Below are 16262 nucleotides of genomic sequence, written 5' to 3' on the forward strand. Positions count from 1 at the left end.
CCCTTTCGACCAAGAGCGTATGATGACAGCTGATTCTTCCCCTTCAGATACCCTGCCTGTGGTGCAGGAACAGGCAGCCCCTGCTGTAAAGGGGGTAGAGGCCATTCGGCATGCACTTAAAACCATGCCGCTTTCACCCGGCGTGTATCGTATGCTCGGCGCTAAGGGGGAAGTGTTGTACGTTGGCAAGGCGTTGGCGCTTAAAAAGCGGGTAACGTCTTACACCCACATTAACCGCTTGCCCGAACGGCTACGGCGCATGGTTTCCGAAACGGTAGCAATGGAAATTGTTACCACCCATACGGAAGCCGAAGCACTGTTGCTGGAGGCCAACTACATCAAGCGCATGAAGCCGCGCTTCAACATTCTGCTGCGGGATGACAAAAGCTATCCGTGGCTGATGCTGACAGATGCGCATGCGTTTCCGCAAATTGCCAAACACCGTGGCAAGGCCATTAAAGGAGCCAGCCTATGGGGGCCGTTTGCTTCGGCTTGGGCGGTTAATCAGACCCTCAATCTGATCCAGCGCGTTTTTCTGCTACGCTCCTGCACGGATGCGGTTTTTAACGCACGCACCCGGCCGTGCCTGCTTTATCAAATCAAACGTTGCTCTGGCCCGTGTGTAGATCGAATAGATCAGGAAGCTTACGGCAAATTGGTGGAGCAGGCGCGAGAGTTCCTTTCTGGCAAGGATACGGCGCTGCGTGAAACCTTGGGACAGGAAATGAATGCGGCAGCAGAAGCGCTGGATTTTGAGCGTGCTGCTGTATTGCGTGATCGTATTCGTGCGTTGGCGCAAATGCAGGAATCCAGCGTAATCAACCCCGCATCTCTTCAGGATGCAGATGTGCTGGCCCTGTGGCAGGAGGCCGGACACGCCTGTATTCAGCTCTTTTTCATTCGCGGTGGACGTAATAATGGCAGCCGCTCATTCTTTCCCGCCCATACGCAGGATGCCTCACCCGCAGATGTGCTTTCTGCCTTTATCGCGCAGTTTTACGATGACAAACCCTGTCCAGCACAGATTTTGGTCAATTATGAACTCCCGGAATCTTTGCTGCTGACAGAGGCACTCTCTCTTCGGCGGGGGCGGAAGGTGGAAATTCTTGCGCCGCAAAGGGGCGAGAAAAAGCAGGTGCTTGACCATGCCGTGAGCAACGCGCGGGATGCACTAAGCCGCAAGCTGGCGGAAACCGCAGGGCAGGCCAAGTTGCTACAAGGCGTGGCAGATGTTCTGGGGCTGGATGCGCCGCCAGAACGCATAGAAGTGTACGATAACAGCCATATTCAGGGCTCGCACGCCTATGGTGTTATGATTGTGGGCGGGCCGGAGGGCTTTAACCGCAAGGCGTATCGCAAGTTCAAAATCAAAGGCCCTGTCACGCCGGGGGATGATTTTGGCATGATGCGCGAAGTGCTGGAACGCCGCTTTGGTCGCGCTTTGAAAGAGGCAGAAGATGGCGATACCTCTAATTGGCCAGATGTTCTGCTGATTGATGGTGGGGCAGGGCAATATTCTGCCGTGCGCAGTGTGCTGGATGATCTGGGCGTAACGGGTGTAAAACTTGTAGGTATTGCCAAAGGGCCGGACCGCGATGCTGGGAAGGAGTGGTTCTATACGGAGGATAAGGAACCCTTCCAGCTCGATCTGAGAGACCCCGTACTGTACTATTTGCAACGGTTGCGCGATGAGGCCCACCGTTTTGCCATTACCACCCATAGGTCTGGTAGATCCAAAACACTGGTGAAGTCCGAACTGGATGATGTGCCCGGTATTGGGCCTGCACGTAAAAAGCTGTTGTTAAACACATTTGGTTCAGCGCGTGCTATCAAGCAGGCTGGTTTGGCAGAACTGGAAGCCGCTCATGGTATCAGCCGGGAAACAGCGCGTGCCATTTACGGCCATTTTCACCCGGATTGGACACCGGGATAAATATGGGCATATGAGCATTGCAGAAGAATTCTGGGTATCTGACACCTTCGCGATGGCATAAGCCATTCCAGCAGTGCAGGAAATAGGTTACTATATCCCGCAATGCTGACAGATCTGCCGAATGTCCTGACAATCTCGCGTATTGTAGCCATACCCATTGTGGTCACTCTGGCTGCATGGGGGAGCCCGCGCACAGATGCCTTGGCGTGTCTGCTGTTTATTCTAGCGGGAATAACCGATTATTTTGATGGCAAGCTGGCACGTTCACGCCATCAGATGTCAGATTTCGGGCGTATGTTTGATTCCATTGCAGATAAGCTTCTGGTTGGGGCTTGTTTAATGGTTCTGGCTGGTTTTGCGCGCCTGCCTTATCAGGGGTTATGGCCTGCCATTATTATTCTTTGCCGTGAAATTCTGGTGTCCGGCATGCGGGAATATCTGGCGGAACGCCGCGCACGCTTGCCTGTAACCCGTTTGGCAAAGTGGAAAACCGGCTTCCAGATGACAGCCATTGGTTTTTTGCTGGCGGGGGATGGCACAGGCGCTTTATTGGGTATGCCGTGGCTGCCAGTTGCGCTTATTGGTGCTGTATTACTTTGGATTTCTGCGGTGCTTACATTGATAACCGGCTGGGATTATTTAACAACCGGCCTACGTCATGTTGAAATGTAAAAAACTTTGTTACTATTTTAGTAATACGTTGCATCTATTCCAGAAAAATAACTTCATTTTGCTGCATCGCCTTGTGTCTGGTGGATAAACCGTTATTTAGCATGAGGTGCGGTTCTAAAAGGCCGCAATCGCAGGCAGGGAATGATTCGCCTGCTGTTGAAAGATGATGATTGCGGAGTCAGGGCATGCGGAAAGCCGCTCTTCTAGGTTTATGTATGATCGTGAGCGGATGTGCAGGCTTTGACAAGTTTGTCTCGGATACAGCAACGCTTCCGGGTGAAAACCCCAATGCAGCCACCGGGGATGATTTAAACATGCGGCGGATCAGGGGGCAGTCTGCTGTAGATGTCCCTATCCTGCCAGAAGGCGGTAATATGTGGCCCGGCCCACCAACGCCGCTGCCTACGCTGGAAGATGTTGAAAAAGACCGTGCTGGCACCGTGTTGGGCGGAGACTCTGCCGCAGGCCCGCAGCTTCCTGATGGCGAGGAAATGAGTATTGGCGAAAAAGAAGATATTCGCCACGGTGTTATTGGGGGAGGCACGGCAGGTAAACTGCCAGATGCAGAACCAGATGTTTCCAGCAAATACGGGGCGCATCGTGGTAATGGGGCCCCCATTGAAATCCCAAATGATGATGGTACCATTACCTTGATCCAGCCAGATGGATCCGTTAGCACCATCAAAGATAACCGTTCTACCGTACATCATTAACCGCTACGCTATTGAAGCGTGGCAGATGAAACGGCTGAAAACTCAAACCGCAGTAGGCAGGCCATGACAGGCTCAGTAAATATTCTTTATTTTGCCGCCCTGCGTGAGCAACTGGGGCGCGAAGGCCAGCAGGTTACTCTGCCATCCAATAGTGTGCCTGTAGCGGCTTTGGTGCAGGAACTGCGCCTGCACGATGCTAAGCTGGATGAGGTGTTTGCAGCGATGCCTCGCATCCGTGTGGCCATCAACCAAAAGCTGGGCGGGTTTGATACCTGCGTGCAGCCGGGTGATGAGCTGGCGTTTTTCCCCCCCATGACGGGCGGCTGATACTTATGTCTGTCCGTGTTCTGGTGCAGCAGGCAGCTTTTGACATAGGGGCTGAAACCTTGCGCCTTTCCAACCTTTCCGAACACATTGGCGGTATGGGCCTGTTTGTAGGGCAGGTGCGTGGTGGAGATGGCTTGCTGAGCCTGACACTGGAACATTATCCGGGCATGACGGAAACCATTCTCAACCAACTTGCGCAGGAGGCCATGCAGCGCTTTAGCCTGCTTGGGTGCACCCTTATACACAGGGTTGGCCGGTTAGAAGTGGGCGAACCCATTGTGCTGGTTGGGGCGGCTGCGGCCCATCGGGGTGCTGCGCTTTCGGCCACATCGTTCTTGATTGATCGGCTTAAAACCGGCGCGCCGTTTTGGAAAAAAGAAGAATTTGCCAATGGCCATACCGCATGGGTGGATGCGCGGGAAGAAGATGAACATGCTGCGGCGGCATGGACGCGCACAGCACCTTCATCTTCCTGACCTTACGGTTTTTCAGGATAATACTTTATAAATAGCATTGGTAAGTTTGCGTAAATCCTGTTTTTCAATGGTAAAAGCAGGTGTTAGGTAAACAATATTGCGGAAAGGGCGTATCCACACGCCTTCAGCAATAAAACGTTGGCGCAATGCATCCGGGTTACTGATTTTTTCTAGTTCTACAACACCAATAGCCCCAAGTGTGCGCACATCTTTTACGCCGGGCAGCGTGCGGCAGGGTTCTAGCGCCTCAGTGAGAAACGCGTTGATAGCTTGGACTTGCTGAAGGCGTGGCGCGGTTTCAAAAAGATCAAGCGAGGCATTGGCACAGGCGCAAGCCAGTGGGTTGGCCATAAAGGTGGGGCCGTGCATTAACGCATGTTCGGGGTTATCAGAAAGGAAAGCCTCAAACACATGTTGGCGTGCTACTGTGGCGGCAAGGGCCATGGTGCCCCCGGTAAGCGCTTTTGAAAGCGTAATAATATCGGGCACAATACCAGCCTGTTCACAGGCAAACATGGTGCCTGTTCGGCCAAAGCCGGTGAAGATTTCATCTAAAATCAGCAGAACATCATGGTCATCCGCAGCTTTGCGTAAGGTGCGCAGTGTTTGTGGAGAATGAAACAACATGCCGCCAGCACCTTGCACCAAAGGCTCGGTGATAATGGCGGCCAGTTCGTGCGCGTGTTTTGCCAACAGATTCATAAAAACGGCCGTGGTGGCCGCATCTACTGGCAGTGGGGAGATGACGTGCTCCATCAGGGCAGAGCCATAGAGATGGTGCATGCCCTCTTCCGGATCGCAAACAGACATGGTGGCCAGTGTGTCTCCATGATAGCCGCCACGGAACGCCAGCATTTTGGTGCGTTTGGTTTGCCCTTTGTTCAAACGGTACTGAATAGCCATTTTCATGGCGACTTCTACAGAAACCGAACCTGAATCCGTAAAGAACACCCGCTCTAGGTCTCCCGGTAGCATGGCGCATAATCTGCTCGCCAAGCGTAAGGCAGGTTCATGCACCATGCCGCCAAACATTACATGAGGCATGGTTTCCATTTGCTGGCAGACGGCTTGGCGAATATGCGGGTGATTATAGCCGTGGCAGGCTGTCCACCATGCCGCCACGCCATCCACCAGTTCCCGACCATCTGTTAGGGTAATGCGCGTGTTATGCGTGCTTGCGGCGGCAAGAGGCGCAGGGGCTGTTTTCATCTGGCTATAAGGCAGCCAGATATGGGGCAGGCCCTGCGTGTACCATTCCGGCATGGAAGATAAAGATGAGCCGGAAGCTTCTGTCATGGAATGTTTCCCCATAGATGATTGACCCGCCCTTCAGGCTGCGGCACCACATGTTACATGACGCGGTTTGATAATCTTTTCCAGAAGGGGCTGGCGGATCTGTCTGCTCAGGGGCGTTTGCGCACCTGTCAGCAATGGCAATATGCGGGTGGTGCGCTGCTCAAGCGTTCAGATGGCGTTGTGGTCATAGATTTTTCGTCCAACGATTATCTGGGCCTGCGCATGCACCCTTTGTTGCGTGAGCGCGCATCCGCTTGGGCACAGGCAGAAGGCAGCGGCAGTGGTGCTTCCCGGTTGGTAACGGGTACATCCTCCCAGGCTTGTGCGCTGGAAAAGCGCGTGGCGCGGCTAAAGCATATGCAGGCGGCACGTTTGTTTTCTTCTGGCTGGCAGGCCAATGCCTCTCTGGTGCCAGCTTTGGCGCGGCTTTCTGCGCAGGTATATGGTGCTCCCGCCGTTATTCTGGCGGATAAGCTTATTCATGCCAGCCTGTATCATGGTTGTGCAGCAGCAGGTGTCCGCCCGATTCGGTTCCGCCATAATGATGTGGCGCACCTTGAAAGCCAACTTCAGAAAATCGAAGGGGCAGGCCTACGCATTGTGCTGACAGAAAGCGTGTTCAGCATGGATGGTGATGTGGCGGATATTGCCGCGTTGCATGAGGTGGCCCAAAGATACGATGCGCTACTGTGCGTAGATGAAGCCCACGCAACCGGCATACTGGGGCCAGAAGGTGCCGGGCTGGCAAACGGACTGGCAGATGTAGTGGTTGGCACATTTAGTAAAGCCTTAGGCAGTATGGGCGCGTTTATTGCAGCATCTGAAGGCTTATGCAGATGGTTGGATAACGCGGCTTCCGGTTTTATTTATTCCACTGCGCCGTCTCCTTTGGTCTTGGGGGCTGTTGATGCAGCGCTTGATCTGCTGCCGCAAATGGATACCCAACGCGCCCATGTGGGTGCACTTGCCGCCAGCTTTCGCCAGAGAATGCACGATGCCGGGCAGGATACTGGGCCATCAAGCACCCAGATTGTGCCCATTCTGGTAGGGCAGGAGGCACAAGCACGCACTCTGGCCCAGAAAATGGCAGAGGCGGGTTTTCTTGCTGTGGCTATTCGCCCGCCTACTGTGCCACCGGGGAGCTGCCGTTTGCGGGTGGTTTTTCATGCCAACCATACATGGGCGCAAATGGAGGCTTTGGCTGATACGTTTATCCGCGCCAGCAAAGGCATGGCATAATGGCGCGGCTTTTACCCGTGTTTGTGCATGGCTGGGGGTTTGGGCCGGAATTCTGGCAACCTGTGCTTATGCAACTGAATTGGCCAGATGCCGTAACGCTGGATCTGGGTTTTTTGAAACCACAAACCACTGGCGCAGAAAAAACGGTTACGTTGGATGATCTGCGCCAAAGTCAGCACCCCATATTGGGAATTGGCCATTCCCTTGGGTTCATGTGGCTGATGTTGCAACGCAGGCAGGGCGTTTGGCCAGCCGAAAGCAGGTTTGCAGGTATCAACACGTTTGCCTGTTTTGCCAGCCGGGAAGATTTTCCTGAAGGTGTGGCACCGCGTATTGTGCAACGCATGATACGTGGCTTGGGGCGCGAACCTGCTGCTGTGGTGAATGACTTTCGCCAGCGTTGTGGGGCATCTTCCGTTTTGGCGGCACGCTGCCAGCCAGAAGCACTGGCATATGGGTTGGATATTCTGCGCACGGAAGATGCACGGGCAGATTTACCATTAGGCCCATTAGATGTGTTGGCGGGGCGGCAGGATGAAATTGCTTCCCCCAGTATGACCGAGGCTTCTTTTCGGGCTTCGGCCCATATAAAATGGGTAGAAAATGGTGGCCATTTGCTTCCTCAAACGCACCCGGTTGAGTGTGCTCGGTTTTTGGAAATGCTGCGCAACAGGATGGAACAACAACCATGAAAACACCCACCCGCGCTGCGCGTATTTGTAAAAGTTTTGATGCTGCGGAAAAGTATGATCAAGCTGCCACGGTTCAGCGTGTGGCGGCGCGTGAATTGTTCCAGCGCATACAAACCAGTATGGCGGGCAAAAGTCCCCTGCGTATTTTGGAAATTGGCTGTGGCACAGGATTGCTGACAGAGCATCTGCATGCTTGCTTGCCAGAAGCAGAAATTCTGGCAACAGATTTTGCCCCGAATATGCTGGCGCGGGCTAAAATGCGGCTAGGAGAAGCTGTTTCCTACCATCAGATGGACGCAGCCGCACCGGATGTTTCTGGCCCGTTTGATGTGATTTGTGGCAACCTGATTATGCAATGGCTGCCTGAACCAGCAAAGGTTTTGCGCAACCTTGCAGGGCTTTTGGCTCCGGATGGTGTGTTTGCGGTTTCAACATTATTGGACGGTACATTTGCTGAATGGCAGCAGGCTTGCCAGCAGGAAGGGCGGCAGGCGGCAACCCCGGTTTATCCAGAATTAGCCGATGCACAAAGTTGGCGACCGGCCGCGTTTTCTGGCGGTTGGGCTGAGCAGGATATTGTGCAGGCTTTTGCAGATGGGATGGATTTTGTAAGGCATCTGAAAGCAACAGGTGCATCTACCCCACGTGAAGGGGCCGTACCATTATCTGCAGTTCAGTTGCGCCGTGTTGCCTTGCGGTTTCAGCAGGCAGGGTGCGCCGTTACGTGGCGGGTTGGGTATGCCTGTTTTCGCAAACCGCCACGTAAGGGTGTGTTTGTAACGGGCACGGATACCGGCATAGGCAAAACCCTTGTGTCTGCTTGTTTGGTGCGGCGCTGGCAGGGCGCTTATTGGAAGCCCCTGCAAAGCGGTTTGGCGGATGAAGAAGGGGATACCCCTACGGTTAAGCATCTGGCGGGGGATGCGCCTTGTTTCAAACCCGCAGGGGCTTTTCTTGCATCACTTTCCCCCGATGCTGCCGCACGTGCTGAAGGCATGCAGATTGATCCGGCCCAACTGGTGCTGCCCCAAGGTGAAGCAGACAAACCATTGGTTGTAGAAGGCGCAGGCGGCCTGATGGTGCCTGCAACGCCAGAGCTGATGATGATTGATCTGGCACAGCGTTGGGGCTTGCCCGTCGTGCTAGTAGCGCGTAGCGGGCTAGGCACTCTCAATCATACTTTGTTGAGTTTGGAAGCCTTACGCACACGGCAGATTGCCGTGGCCGGTGTAGTGTTAAGCGGCCCGCTTAATGCAGAAAACCGTGAGACCATAGAGCAAAAAGGTAAGGTACGTATTTTGGCAGAAGTACCATTTTGTGCGGAAATTACGCCTGCTGTGGTTTCCGAACTGGCAAAGCTTTTTCCGCAATGGGATGATATCTGCCCGGAATAGAAAAATAGATGCCTACGGGGGAAGTTTTTTACCACGCAGGCACTTTGCTTAATACTGCCTGATCAGCCCAGCCAAGCAGCCCTGAATACGCAGTTTTTCAGCCGGAACAATACGGGTTTCGTAACTGGAATTGGCAGGTTCCAGCGCAATCATGTTGCCCTTGCGGCGCAGGCGTTTGAGCGTCACTTCGTGCTCATCAATCAACGCCACCACAATCTGCCCGTTTTCGGCTTGATCCGTGCGACGGATAATCACGTTGTCACCATCCAGAATGCCAGCATCCACCATGGAATCTCCAGCTACTTCCAACGCGTAATAATCTCCCGTACCCAGCATTTCTGTTGGAACAGTGAGAACGTGGGAGGTATCTGGCACGGCTTCTATAGGCAGGCCTGCTGCAATGCGCCCATAAAGCGGAATTCTTACGGTTTCAGCCTTAGGCCGGGTAAAGCTGGCACGCACCACATTGGGTGGCAATTCTTGCATTTCTGGCAGTTGAATAACTTCCAAAGCCCGTGCCCGATGGTGGTGACGGCGCAAAAAACCGCGTTCTTCCAGACCGGAAATCAGCCGATGAATACCAGATTTGGAGCGCAGGCCCATGGCTTCACGCATTTCATCAAAGGAAGGCGAAAAACCTGTCTGTTTGAGGTGCGAATCAATAAAAAGCAGAAGTTTGTGCTGTTTGCGCGTTAGCATATCGCACCTCAAAAGCGGCTGTCGTAATGAAAAGAAAATCTTAGTCTTGTTCTATATAAGTTCTCTTTTTATGTCAAGGGAGAGATCAGGGTAGGCGGATAATCTGGCAGGGCATGCCTGCTTTTTGTGCTGGCGCAAAGGGAGCACGAATGACCAGAGCCTGGCTTTGCTTGAGAATATTCAGCTGGGCTGAATCCTGCCGGGAAAAAGGTGTGGCCACAGGTACAGCGCCTTGTGGGGAGGGCGCAAGTGTTGCGCGTAAAAAATCCTGCCTGGTATCGTTTTCTTTTACATCACAGCCCAGAATGGCGGGTTCTGTTTGCAGTTCGGTGCCAACGGGTAGGCCCATAAGGGCGTGCAGGGCAGGGGTTACAAACACGATGGAACACACCATGGCAGCCACTGGGTTACCGGGCAGGCCAATAACGGGTGTGTTGCCGAGCTGGCCAAACATCAACGGTTTGCCCGGGCGCATGGCAATTTTCCAGAAATCCTGCTGCAACCCAATTTCAGCCAGCGCAGGGCGGACAAGATCGTAATCTCCCACGCTTGCACCACCAATGCTTACCAGCATGTCCAGCGTGGCCGCTTGGTGGAACTGGGTTGTCAGGCTTTCCATGTTGTCTCGTGCAATGGGGAGCATAATTGTTTCTGCGCCCTGTTGTTGCAGAAGCGCTGCCACCATGAAGGAGGCGGAATTAAAAATGCCATCCGTAGGGGCTGGGTCTCCGGGCAGGATAATTTCATCACCCGTGGCCAAAATACCCACGCGCGGGCGGCGTGAAACCGTAAGCCAGACATGCCCACCCGCAGCCGCCAGCCCGATATCACGCGGGCCGAGTCTGCGCCCTGCTGGCAATAACGTGTCATTTTTCTGAAAATCCTGCCCCTGCTGGCGAATATACTGCCCTTGGCGCGCTGGAGCAGCCAGCTTGGCGTGGTCACCTTCACGCTGCACGTTTTCTTGAATGATAACGGTATCTGCGCCAGCGGGAATTTGCGCGCCGGTAAATAAGCGCACACATTCTCCTTTCTGCACGGTAACGGCGGATGGGTGGCCAGCGGGCACTTCGTCCACAATGTGCAAAACTGCGCCTTCCAGCGCATCTTCCGCTTTGGCTGCGTATCCATCCATTGCGGAAACAGAAACCGGTGGGTTGGCAGTGCGGGCATGCACCGGCTGGGCCAGCACTCGGCCACAGGCGTGTGAAAGCGGCACAATTTCCTGCCCGCATGTTTTTAGGTTTTCAAGAATTCGGGCGCGCGCAACAGCCACATCCAGCATAAAAATTCCTCCTTTTTGGGCCTGTTGCACCGCTTTGATGCAAGAATACTTGACCTTTTGCACTTGTATGCGCATTTTGCCGGCACTTGAACACCGTCGGTGCCGTTTATGCGGCTCCGTACATCATGCTCTGCTGAGGAAGTCATGGCCAAGACCAACGTTATCAAGATCCGTCTCGTCTCCACGGCGGACACCGGTTACTTCTACGTGACCAAGAAAAATGCTCGTGCACACACCGGCAAAATGGAACTCAAGAAGTACGATCCGGTTGCGCGCAAGCACGTCGTGTTCCGCGAAGCTAAAATCAAATAATCTGCGTTCTTCGGAATGTGGATACGAAAAACGGCGCCCGAGAGCGCCGTTTTTTTATGCCTGATTGTGCCAGAAAAATGCGATATCCAGCATAGATCTTAGGGGAAGACGCTTAAAACAGCGGGTCTCGCCTATCGTAAGGCACAACAATATCGTTACGATCTGCCATGTTCAGCATGGCGCGGGCGCGTTCATCCAGAATATCTGTATCCAGAGATTGCTCACGCAAGCCATTTACGCGGCGGTGCCATGCAGCTTGCTCAGCAATAGCATCCTGTTTGGATTGCTTGGCCTGTTCCAGCAGACCTAATTGCTGCTTATAGGCCTGAATACCATGATCGCCCTGCGTTGCGTTCCAGCCAAAATAGCCTGCAATGCCAAGAAAAACCAAAGGGGGCACAACCGCCCGCACTGTGCGACGAATGAAACGACCGATCTGCACTCTGGCGCTGCCTTTTTTCTGGTTCTGTGCAGCTTAGCCTGCACCTCTGGATATTCCTTTCTGTCTAAACCATGAAGTGTGGCAGCGCCAAGGCATGAGGGCATGAAAAAAGCCACCTCCGGGTGGGGAGGCAGCTTTTTTGCAGTCTGTTGCGCCAAAAGCGCTGTAGCTTACGCGTTTTTCAAAATGGTGCGGCCTGCATAGCGTGCAGCAGTTGCCAGTTCCTGCTCAATACGAATGAGCTGGTTGTATTTGGCTGTCCGATCAGAACGGGAAAGAGAGCCGGTTTTGATCTGTCCGCAATTTGTAGCCACAGCCAGATCCGCAATGGTGGAATCTTCCGTTTCACCAGAACGATGGCTCATAACCGCAGTGTAACCAGCGCGCTGGGCCATTTGCACGGCTTCAAGCGTTTCCGTAAGCGTACCAATCTGGTTAACCTTCACCAATAGGGAGTTGGCAACACCAGCCTGAATGCCACGGCGCAGGCGTTCTGGGTTGGTTACAAACAGATCATCCCCAACCAGTTGGACTTTTTTGCCCAGTTCCTGCGTGAGCAGGGCCCAGCCTTCCCAGTCATCTTCTGCCATGCCGTCTTCGATGGAAACAATCGGGTAACGGCTCACAAGGTCAGACAGGTAGGACACCATGCCAGCGGAATCGAATTCCTTGCCTTCGCCTTTCAGGTTGTATTTGCCGTTTTTAAAAAATTCGGTGCTTGCGCAGTCCAGCGCAAAGGTTACGTCCTCACCGGGGCGGTAGCCTGCGGCTTCTACGGCGCGGGTGATAAAGCCCAGTGCTTCATCGGCAGATTTAAGGGCAGGGGCAAAGCCGCCTTCATCCCCAACATTGGTGTTGTAACCAGCAGCGCTCAGGGCTTTTTTGAGCTGGGCAAAAATTTCCGAACCCCAGCGGATGGCATCGGCCACAGTAGGCGCACCCACCGGCTGCACCATGAATTCCTGAATATCAATGGGGTTATCTGCGTGCTCCCCACCGTTGACAATGTTCATCATCGGCACGGGCAGAACATGGGCAAACACGCCACCAATGTAGCGGTACAGCGGAACATGCAGTTCGGCTGCCGTGGCTTTGGCAATGGCAAGAGATACACCCAGAATGGCGTTCGCACCCATACGGCTTTTGTTGGGTGTGCCATCCAGATCAATCATGGCGTTGTCGATATCAATCTGATCTGCCGATTCGGCACCCTGTAGCGTGGGCAGGATTTCGTTTTCAATGTTCTCAACAGCCTTGAGAACACCCTTGCCACCAAACCGCTTGGGGTCACCATCACGCAGTTCTACGGCTTCATGCGCACCGGTTGAGGCACCAGAAGGAACAGCCGCACGCCCTCTGGCGCCGGATGCCAGCTCCACATCTACTTCAACCGTTGGGTTGCCGCGGCTGTCCAGAATTTCACGTGCGATAATGTCAACAATGGCACTCATTGGTGTTTCCGTTCCTTTATTGTCTGGCCTCTGGCGGGCAGAAGCCGGTGTTCTTTTTTTTGGTTCCGGGCGGAACACGGTGGGCAGGGTAAATCTGCCTACGGTTGCTAGTGGCCGCTTGTTGGGCTTTTCTGTCAACCACATTGGGTATGAAATTATCAGGTAAAGGCCTGCTGCACGTTCATGAAAAAACTTCCATTTCTGGCTGTCGTGCTCATGGTGGCAGGGCTTTTGCCCTTTGTTGCTTGCACATGCGGCATTGTATTTTTCGATTCCGGCGTGCCAGTGCCCAATCTGTTAATGGCGTTGGTCATTTACGGGGCGGTGTGTCTGTCCTTTATTGGAGCCGTGCATTGGGGGCTGGCGCTGGAGCTTGATCGCGCCATTTTAACCAGCGGGGCAGACAGAGCAGATAATTTGCGTTTGGTCTTGGGGGTTGTGCCTGCCTTTGCCGGATGGATTGCTGCTTATCTGGCGTATGCATGGGTGCCGCTTGCCGGGGTGATAATTTTGGCTGTGCTTTTCCCGCTGGTGGCATTGGCAGAGCGTGGGGCATGGCAACGTGGATGGTTGCCGCCCGGTTACATGGGCATGCGCTGGATTGCCACGGCGGTAACGGAATGTTGCCTGTTGATGGTGCTGCTTGTGCGCGCATTCTGAACATTAAAGCGGCATAACCCCTTGCAGAAGCAGGGTTTGAGGCGTGTTATAACGCCAAGTTGTAGCAGCACATAGCCAGTAACGGAGGCAAGGTAGAGAGTATGAACGGCAAACCGCGCATTCTGGTAAAAGGGGCCGGTGTGGCGGGTATGACAGCCGCCGTAGCTCTGGCCGAACGGGGTGGAGATGTTACCCTGTATGACAGCGGAGGCCGCGTGGGGGCCGGGGCCTCATGGATGGCAGGCGGTATGCTTGCCCCATGGTGTGAGGCCGAATCTGCGCCAGAGGAAGTAACAGCCCAATCTATCGATTCGGTAGATTGGTGGGCGGAGCACGTGCCCGATGTTACGCGTGAGGGCAGCCTTGTGTTAGCGCCTGCGCGAGATGTGGGTGAAATTGCCCGCTTTGGCCGCCGCACATCACATTTTCAGACTGTAGGCACGGTAGAAATTACCCAGCTTGAGCCAGATCTGGCAGGCCGTTTCCATAAAGGACTGTTTTTTCCCGATGAAGGGCATGTAGATCCGCGTAAAGCCTTAAAGGCCCTTCTGGCGCGGCTGGAGCAATTGAGTGGCCGTGCCGAGTTTGGCGAAATAAGCCCGAATGAAGCCGCGTTTGATTGGGTGGTGGATTGCACCGGCTTGGCTGCGCGTAACAAGCTGGAGGGCCTGAGAGGTGTGCGGGGTGAAATGCTGCTGTTGCGTTGCCCGGATGTAACGCTGCATCGCCCTGTGCGCATGTTGCACCCCCGCATACCTGTTTACATTGTGCCAAGGGCTGACCATGTGTTCATGGTAGGCGCCACCATGATTGAAAGCGAAAATGCAGGCAGCATGACAGTACGTTCCATGATGGAACTGCTGAACGCGGCATGGACCCTCCATCCCGGATTTGCCGAGGCAGAAATTCTGGAAATGGGTACAGGCTTACGGCCATCTTACCCAGATAACATGCCGCGCGTGGTGCAGGATGGAAAACGCATTTATATCAACGGTATGTACCGGCATGGTTTTCTGCTTTCTCCCGCTCGGGCGCGGGAGGCGGCGGATTTGATATTTGGCGCACAAGCCTAAGGAGCAACGCCCGATGAAAGTTGTGGTTAACGATACAGCGCACGAAGTATCCGCCAAAACACTGGCGGCCCTGATAGATGAGCTTGGCTATAGCGGCGCACGCATTGCCACGGCGCTGAATGGTCGGTTTGTGCCCAAGGCCACGCGAGAGGGAACACAGCTACAAGAGGGTGCGCAAATTGAAATTGTTGCCCCTATGCAAGGGGGCTAAGGGCATGGCTGTTTCATTTTACGGGCAGGATGTTGTCTCGCCACTTATGCTGGGTACAGCGCAGTATCCATCTCCTGAAATTTTGCGCGATGCCGTGCTGGCGGCACAGCCGGGCGTTGTGACTGTTTCTCTCCGCCGCGAATCTGCGGGGGAGCGGGCTGGACAGGCATTCTGGTCTCTTATTCAGGAACTCAAGGTGCCTGTGCTGCCAAACACGGCGGGCTGCCATACGGTTAAAGAAGCCGTCACCACTGCGCATATGGCGCGGGAGGTGTTCGGCACGGATTGGATCAAGCTGGAAGTGATTGGCGAGCTGGATACGCTCCAGCCAGATGTGTTCGGGCTTGTAGAGGCCGCCCGTATTCTTACGGAAGACGGCTTCAAGGTATTTCCCTACACCACGGAAGATTTGGTAGTGGCGGAAAAGCTGCTGGCCGTAGGGTGTGAGGTGCTGATGCCGTGGGGCGCTCCTATTGGTTCTGGCAAGGGGTTGAACAACGTGTTTGGCCTGCGGGCCATGCGGGCGCATTTTCCCGGCGTACCGTTGGTGGTGGATGCTGGCATTGGCGTACCCTCACACGCTGCGCAGGCGCTGGAGCTTGGTTATGATGCCGTGCTGATAAATACTGCCGTGGCCAAGGCGGGAGATCCCGTTTATATGGCCCGTGCGTTTCGTCTGGCAGTAGAGGCAGGGGAACTGGCCCGTATTGCAGACCCGATGGAAGAGCGCGATATGGCTGTTCCTTCTACTCCCGTTGCAGGAAAGGCCATGCTGGCATGACAGCTCTGCCCCAAAAGATTTATCCCGTTGTTGATAGCGCCATATGGGTGGACAGGCTGGGGGGTGCAGGCGCACGCTTTATTCAGCTTCGCCTGAAAGATATGGATGAAGATGCGCTAAGGGCAGAAATTCGCCAAGGGCATGCGTATGCCAAGCAGCACGGTGTTTGCCTTGTGCTGAACGATTATTGGCAGATCGCGCTGGATGAAGGCATAGATTATATTCATCTGGGGCAGGAAGATCTGGATACGGCAGATCTGGCTGCCATTCGTAAAGGCGGTATTCGCCTTGGCATCAGCACCCATTGCCACGAAGAGCTAGACCGCGCTCTGGGTTGTAACCCGGATTACGTGGCCCTTGGCCCTATTTGGGAAACCAAGCTGAAAAAAATGGCATTCGGCCCCCAAGGCCCGTTGAAGCTGACAGAGTGGCGAAAGCTGATTGGCAACCTGCCACTGGTTGCCATAGGTGGTATTACGCTGGAACGTGCTTGGGCGTGTATTGAAGCCGGGGCCGATAGCGTTTCTGCCGTATCGGCCTTTATTCGCCAGCCAGACCCAGAAGGGCAGGTTAAGGCGTGGCTGGCTGCCGTAGAGGGCTAAAGCA

The 16262-nt window shown here is 54.3% G+C and carries 19 protein-coding genes; 14 read left to right on the forward strand and 5 right to left on the reverse strand.

Going from position 1 to position 16262, the window contains the following annotated elements; all coding sequences use genetic code 11:
• The first annotated feature begins 19 nt into the window (after positions 1-19).
• The 5 genes from uvrC (at position 20) to WG31_RS05965 (ending at position 4121) form a co-directional block, all read left to right on the forward strand.
• Positions 20-1933 carry an excinuclease ABC subunit UvrC gene (gene uvrC, locus WG31_RS05945; RefSeq protein WP_063353930.1) on the forward strand — a complete coding sequence of 638 codons (1914 nt, stop codon included), beginning with the start codon at positions 20-22 and terminating at the stop codon, positions 1931-1933.
• 102 nt (positions 1934-2035) lie between these two features.
• Complete coding sequence (pgsA, locus tag WG31_RS05950) at positions 2036-2605, forward strand: CDP-diacylglycerol--glycerol-3-phosphate 3-phosphatidyltransferase (protein WP_003623001.1); 570 nt, start codon at positions 2036-2038, stop codon at positions 2603-2605.
• 185 nt (positions 2606-2790) lie between these two features.
• Positions 2791-3318, forward strand: coding sequence for a hypothetical protein (locus WG31_RS05955; protein WP_035351481.1), 528 nt, complete (start codon positions 2791-2793; stop codon positions 3316-3318).
• 63 nt (positions 3319-3381) lie between these two features.
• Positions 3382-3645, forward strand: a complete 264-nt coding sequence (gene moaD, locus WG31_RS05960) for a molybdopterin converting factor subunit 1 (protein ID WP_063353931.1) — start codon at positions 3382-3384, stop codon at positions 3643-3645.
• A 5-nt stretch (positions 3646-3650) separates the two neighbouring features.
• Positions 3651-4121 carry a molybdenum cofactor biosynthesis protein MoaE gene (locus tag WG31_RS05965; RefSeq protein ID WP_006115167.1) on the forward strand — a complete coding sequence of 157 codons (471 nt, stop codon included), beginning with the start codon at positions 3651-3653 and terminating at the stop codon, positions 4119-4121.
• A gap of 12 nt (positions 4122-4133) precedes the next feature.
• Here WG31_RS05965 and WG31_RS05970 read toward each other — a convergent pair whose 3' ends face one another.
• Positions 4134-5432 (reverse strand): adenosylmethionine--8-amino-7-oxononanoate transaminase, encoded by a 1299-nt coding sequence (locus WG31_RS05970; RefSeq protein ID WP_063353932.1) that lies wholly within the window; start codon positions 5430-5432, stop codon positions 4134-4136.
• Positions 5433-5474: 42 nt separating this feature from the next.
• On the opposite strand from WG31_RS05970, the gene WG31_RS05975 reads away from it, so the two are divergent.
• The 3 genes from WG31_RS05975 to bioD are packed head-to-tail and all read left to right on the forward strand — an operon-like array spanning position 5475 to position 8742.
• A complete protein-coding gene (locus WG31_RS05975) occupies positions 5475-6656 on the forward strand; it encodes an aminotransferase class I/II-fold pyridoxal phosphate-dependent enzyme (RefSeq protein ID WP_063353933.1) in 1182 nt (393 codons plus the stop codon).
• Positions 6656-7348 carry an alpha/beta fold hydrolase gene (locus tag WG31_RS05980; protein ID WP_063353934.1) on the forward strand — a complete coding sequence of 231 codons (693 nt, stop codon included), beginning with the start codon at positions 6656-6658 and terminating at the stop codon, positions 7346-7348. The genes WG31_RS05975 and WG31_RS05980 overlap by 1 nt, the downstream gene beginning before the upstream one ends.
• Positions 7345-8742 carry a dethiobiotin synthase gene (bioD, locus tag WG31_RS05985; RefSeq protein ID WP_063353935.1) on the forward strand — a complete coding sequence of 466 codons (1398 nt, stop codon included), beginning with the start codon at positions 7345-7347 and terminating at the stop codon, positions 8740-8742. The genes WG31_RS05980 and bioD overlap by 4 nt, the downstream gene beginning before the upstream one ends.
• A gap of 48 nt (positions 8743-8790) precedes the next feature.
• On the opposite strand, the gene lexA is transcribed toward bioD, so the two are convergent.
• Together lexA and WG31_RS05995 are read right to left on the reverse strand one after the other, a co-directional pair.
• Positions 8791-9441: a transcriptional repressor LexA gene (gene lexA, locus WG31_RS05990; RefSeq protein ID WP_035351469.1), complete on the reverse strand. Its 651-nt coding sequence runs from the start codon at positions 9439-9441 to the stop codon at positions 8791-8793.
• Positions 9442-9526: 85 nt separating this feature from the next.
• Positions 9527-10801, reverse strand: coding sequence for a molybdopterin molybdotransferase MoeA (locus tag WG31_RS05995; RefSeq protein ID WP_082823143.1), 1275 nt, complete (start codon positions 10799-10801; stop codon positions 9527-9529).
• 69 nt (positions 10802-10870) lie between these two features.
• Here WG31_RS05995 and rpmG point away from each other — a divergent pair, with 69 nt between their 5' ends.
• The gene (gene rpmG, locus WG31_RS06000) at positions 10871-11038 is read left to right on the forward strand and encodes a 50S ribosomal protein L33 (RefSeq protein WP_003623017.1); all 168 of its coding nucleotides are present in this window, start codon (positions 10871-10873) and stop codon (positions 11036-11038) included.
• 112 nt (positions 11039-11150) lie between these two features.
• Here the strand turns inward: rpmG and WG31_RS06005 are convergent, their stop codons facing one another.
• Together WG31_RS06005 and eno are read right to left on the reverse strand one after the other, a co-directional pair.
• Positions 11151-11480 carry an FtsB family cell division protein gene (locus tag WG31_RS06005; RefSeq protein ID WP_006115173.1) on the reverse strand — a complete coding sequence of 110 codons (330 nt, stop codon included), beginning with the start codon at positions 11478-11480 and terminating at the stop codon, positions 11151-11153.
• 170 nt (positions 11481-11650) lie between these two features.
• Entirely contained in the window at positions 11651-12931 is a 1281-nt protein-coding gene (gene eno, locus WG31_RS06010) for a phosphopyruvate hydratase (RefSeq protein WP_035351467.1), read from the reverse strand.
• 183 nt (positions 12932-13114) lie between these two features.
• Here eno and WG31_RS06015 point away from each other — a divergent pair, with 183 nt between their 5' ends.
• From WG31_RS06015 to WG31_RS06035, 5 genes are all read left to right on the forward strand, one after another.
• Positions 13115-13591, forward strand: a complete 477-nt coding sequence (locus WG31_RS06015; RefSeq protein WP_063353937.1) for a DUF3429 domain-containing protein — start codon at positions 13115-13117, stop codon at positions 13589-13591.
• Between the two features lie 101 nt (positions 13592-13692).
• A complete protein-coding gene (gene thiO, locus WG31_RS06020) occupies positions 13693-14664 on the forward strand; it encodes a glycine oxidase ThiO (RefSeq protein WP_006115176.1) in 972 nt (323 codons plus the stop codon).
• A gap of 13 nt (positions 14665-14677) precedes the next feature.
• Positions 14678-14875 (forward strand): sulfur carrier protein ThiS, encoded by a 198-nt coding sequence (gene thiS / locus WG31_RS06025; RefSeq protein ID WP_035351465.1) that lies wholly within the window; start codon positions 14678-14680, stop codon positions 14873-14875.
• A 4-nt stretch (positions 14876-14879) separates the two neighbouring features.
• Complete coding sequence (locus WG31_RS06030; RefSeq protein WP_063353938.1) at positions 14880-15656, forward strand: thiazole synthase; 777 nt, start codon at positions 14880-14882, stop codon at positions 15654-15656.
• Positions 15653-16258: a thiamine phosphate synthase gene (locus WG31_RS06035; RefSeq protein ID WP_063353939.1), complete on the forward strand. Its 606-nt coding sequence runs from the start codon at positions 15653-15655 to the stop codon at positions 16256-16258. The genes WG31_RS06030 and WG31_RS06035 overlap by 4 nt, the downstream gene beginning before the upstream one ends.
• The last annotated feature ends 4 nt before the right edge of the window (positions 16259-16262 follow it).

It is taken from the genome of Acetobacter oryzifermentans, from assembly GCF_001628715.1.
Classification (GTDB): Bacteria; Pseudomonadota; Alphaproteobacteria; order Acetobacterales; family Acetobacteraceae; genus Acetobacter; species Acetobacter oryzifermentans.

Coding starts and splice junctions, on each gene's coding strand:
- uvrC (WP_063353930.1), top strand. CDS start 20: ATGATGACAGCTGATTCTTCCCCTTCAGATACCCTGCCTGTGGTGCAG.
- pgsA (WP_003623001.1), top strand. CDS start 2,036: ATGCTGACAGATCTGCCGAATGTCCTGACAATCTCGCGTATTGTAGCC.
- WG31_RS05955 (WP_035351481.1), top strand. CDS start 2,791: ATGCGGAAAGCCGCTCTTCTAGGTTTATGTATGATCGTGAGCGGATGT.
- moaD (WP_063353931.1), top strand. CDS start 3,382: ATGACAGGCTCAGTAAATATTCTTTATTTTGCCGCCCTGCGTGAGCAA.
- WG31_RS05965 (WP_006115167.1), top strand. CDS start 3,651: ATGTCTGTCCGTGTTCTGGTGCAGCAGGCAGCTTTTGACATAGGGGCT.
- WG31_RS05970 (WP_063353932.1), bottom strand. CDS start 5,432: ATGGGGAAACATTCCATGACAGAAGCTTCCGGCTCATCTTTATCTTCC.
- WG31_RS05975 (WP_063353933.1), top strand. CDS start 5,475: ATGACGCGGTTTGATAATCTTTTCCAGAAGGGGCTGGCGGATCTGTCT.
- WG31_RS05980 (WP_063353934.1), top strand. CDS start 6,656: ATGGCGCGGCTTTTACCCGTGTTTGTGCATGGCTGGGGGTTTGGGCCG.
- bioD (WP_063353935.1), top strand. CDS start 7,345: ATGAAAACACCCACCCGCGCTGCGCGTATTTGTAAAAGTTTTGATGCT.
- lexA (WP_035351469.1), bottom strand. CDS start 9,441: ATGCTAACGCGCAAACAGCACAAACTTCTGCTTTTTATTGATTCGCAC.
- WG31_RS05995 (WP_082823143.1), bottom strand. CDS start 10,801: ATGCGCATACAAGTGCAAAAGGTCAAGTATTCTTGCATCAAAGCGGTG.
- rpmG (WP_003623017.1), top strand. CDS start 10,871: ATGGCCAAGACCAACGTTATCAAGATCCGTCTCGTCTCCACGGCGGAC.
- eno (WP_035351467.1), bottom strand. CDS start 12,931: ATGAGTGCCATTGTTGACATTATCGCACGTGAAATTCTGGACAGCCGC.
- WG31_RS06015 (WP_063353937.1), top strand. CDS start 13,115: ATGAAAAAACTTCCATTTCTGGCTGTCGTGCTCATGGTGGCAGGGCTT.
- thiO (WP_006115176.1), top strand. CDS start 13,693: ATGAACGGCAAACCGCGCATTCTGGTAAAAGGGGCCGGTGTGGCGGGT.
- thiS (WP_035351465.1), top strand. CDS start 14,678: ATGAAAGTTGTGGTTAACGATACAGCGCACGAAGTATCCGCCAAAACA.
- WG31_RS06030 (WP_063353938.1), top strand. CDS start 14,880: ATGGCTGTTTCATTTTACGGGCAGGATGTTGTCTCGCCACTTATGCTG.
- WG31_RS06035 (WP_063353939.1), top strand. CDS start 15,653: ATGACAGCTCTGCCCCAAAAGATTTATCCCGTTGTTGATAGCGCCATA.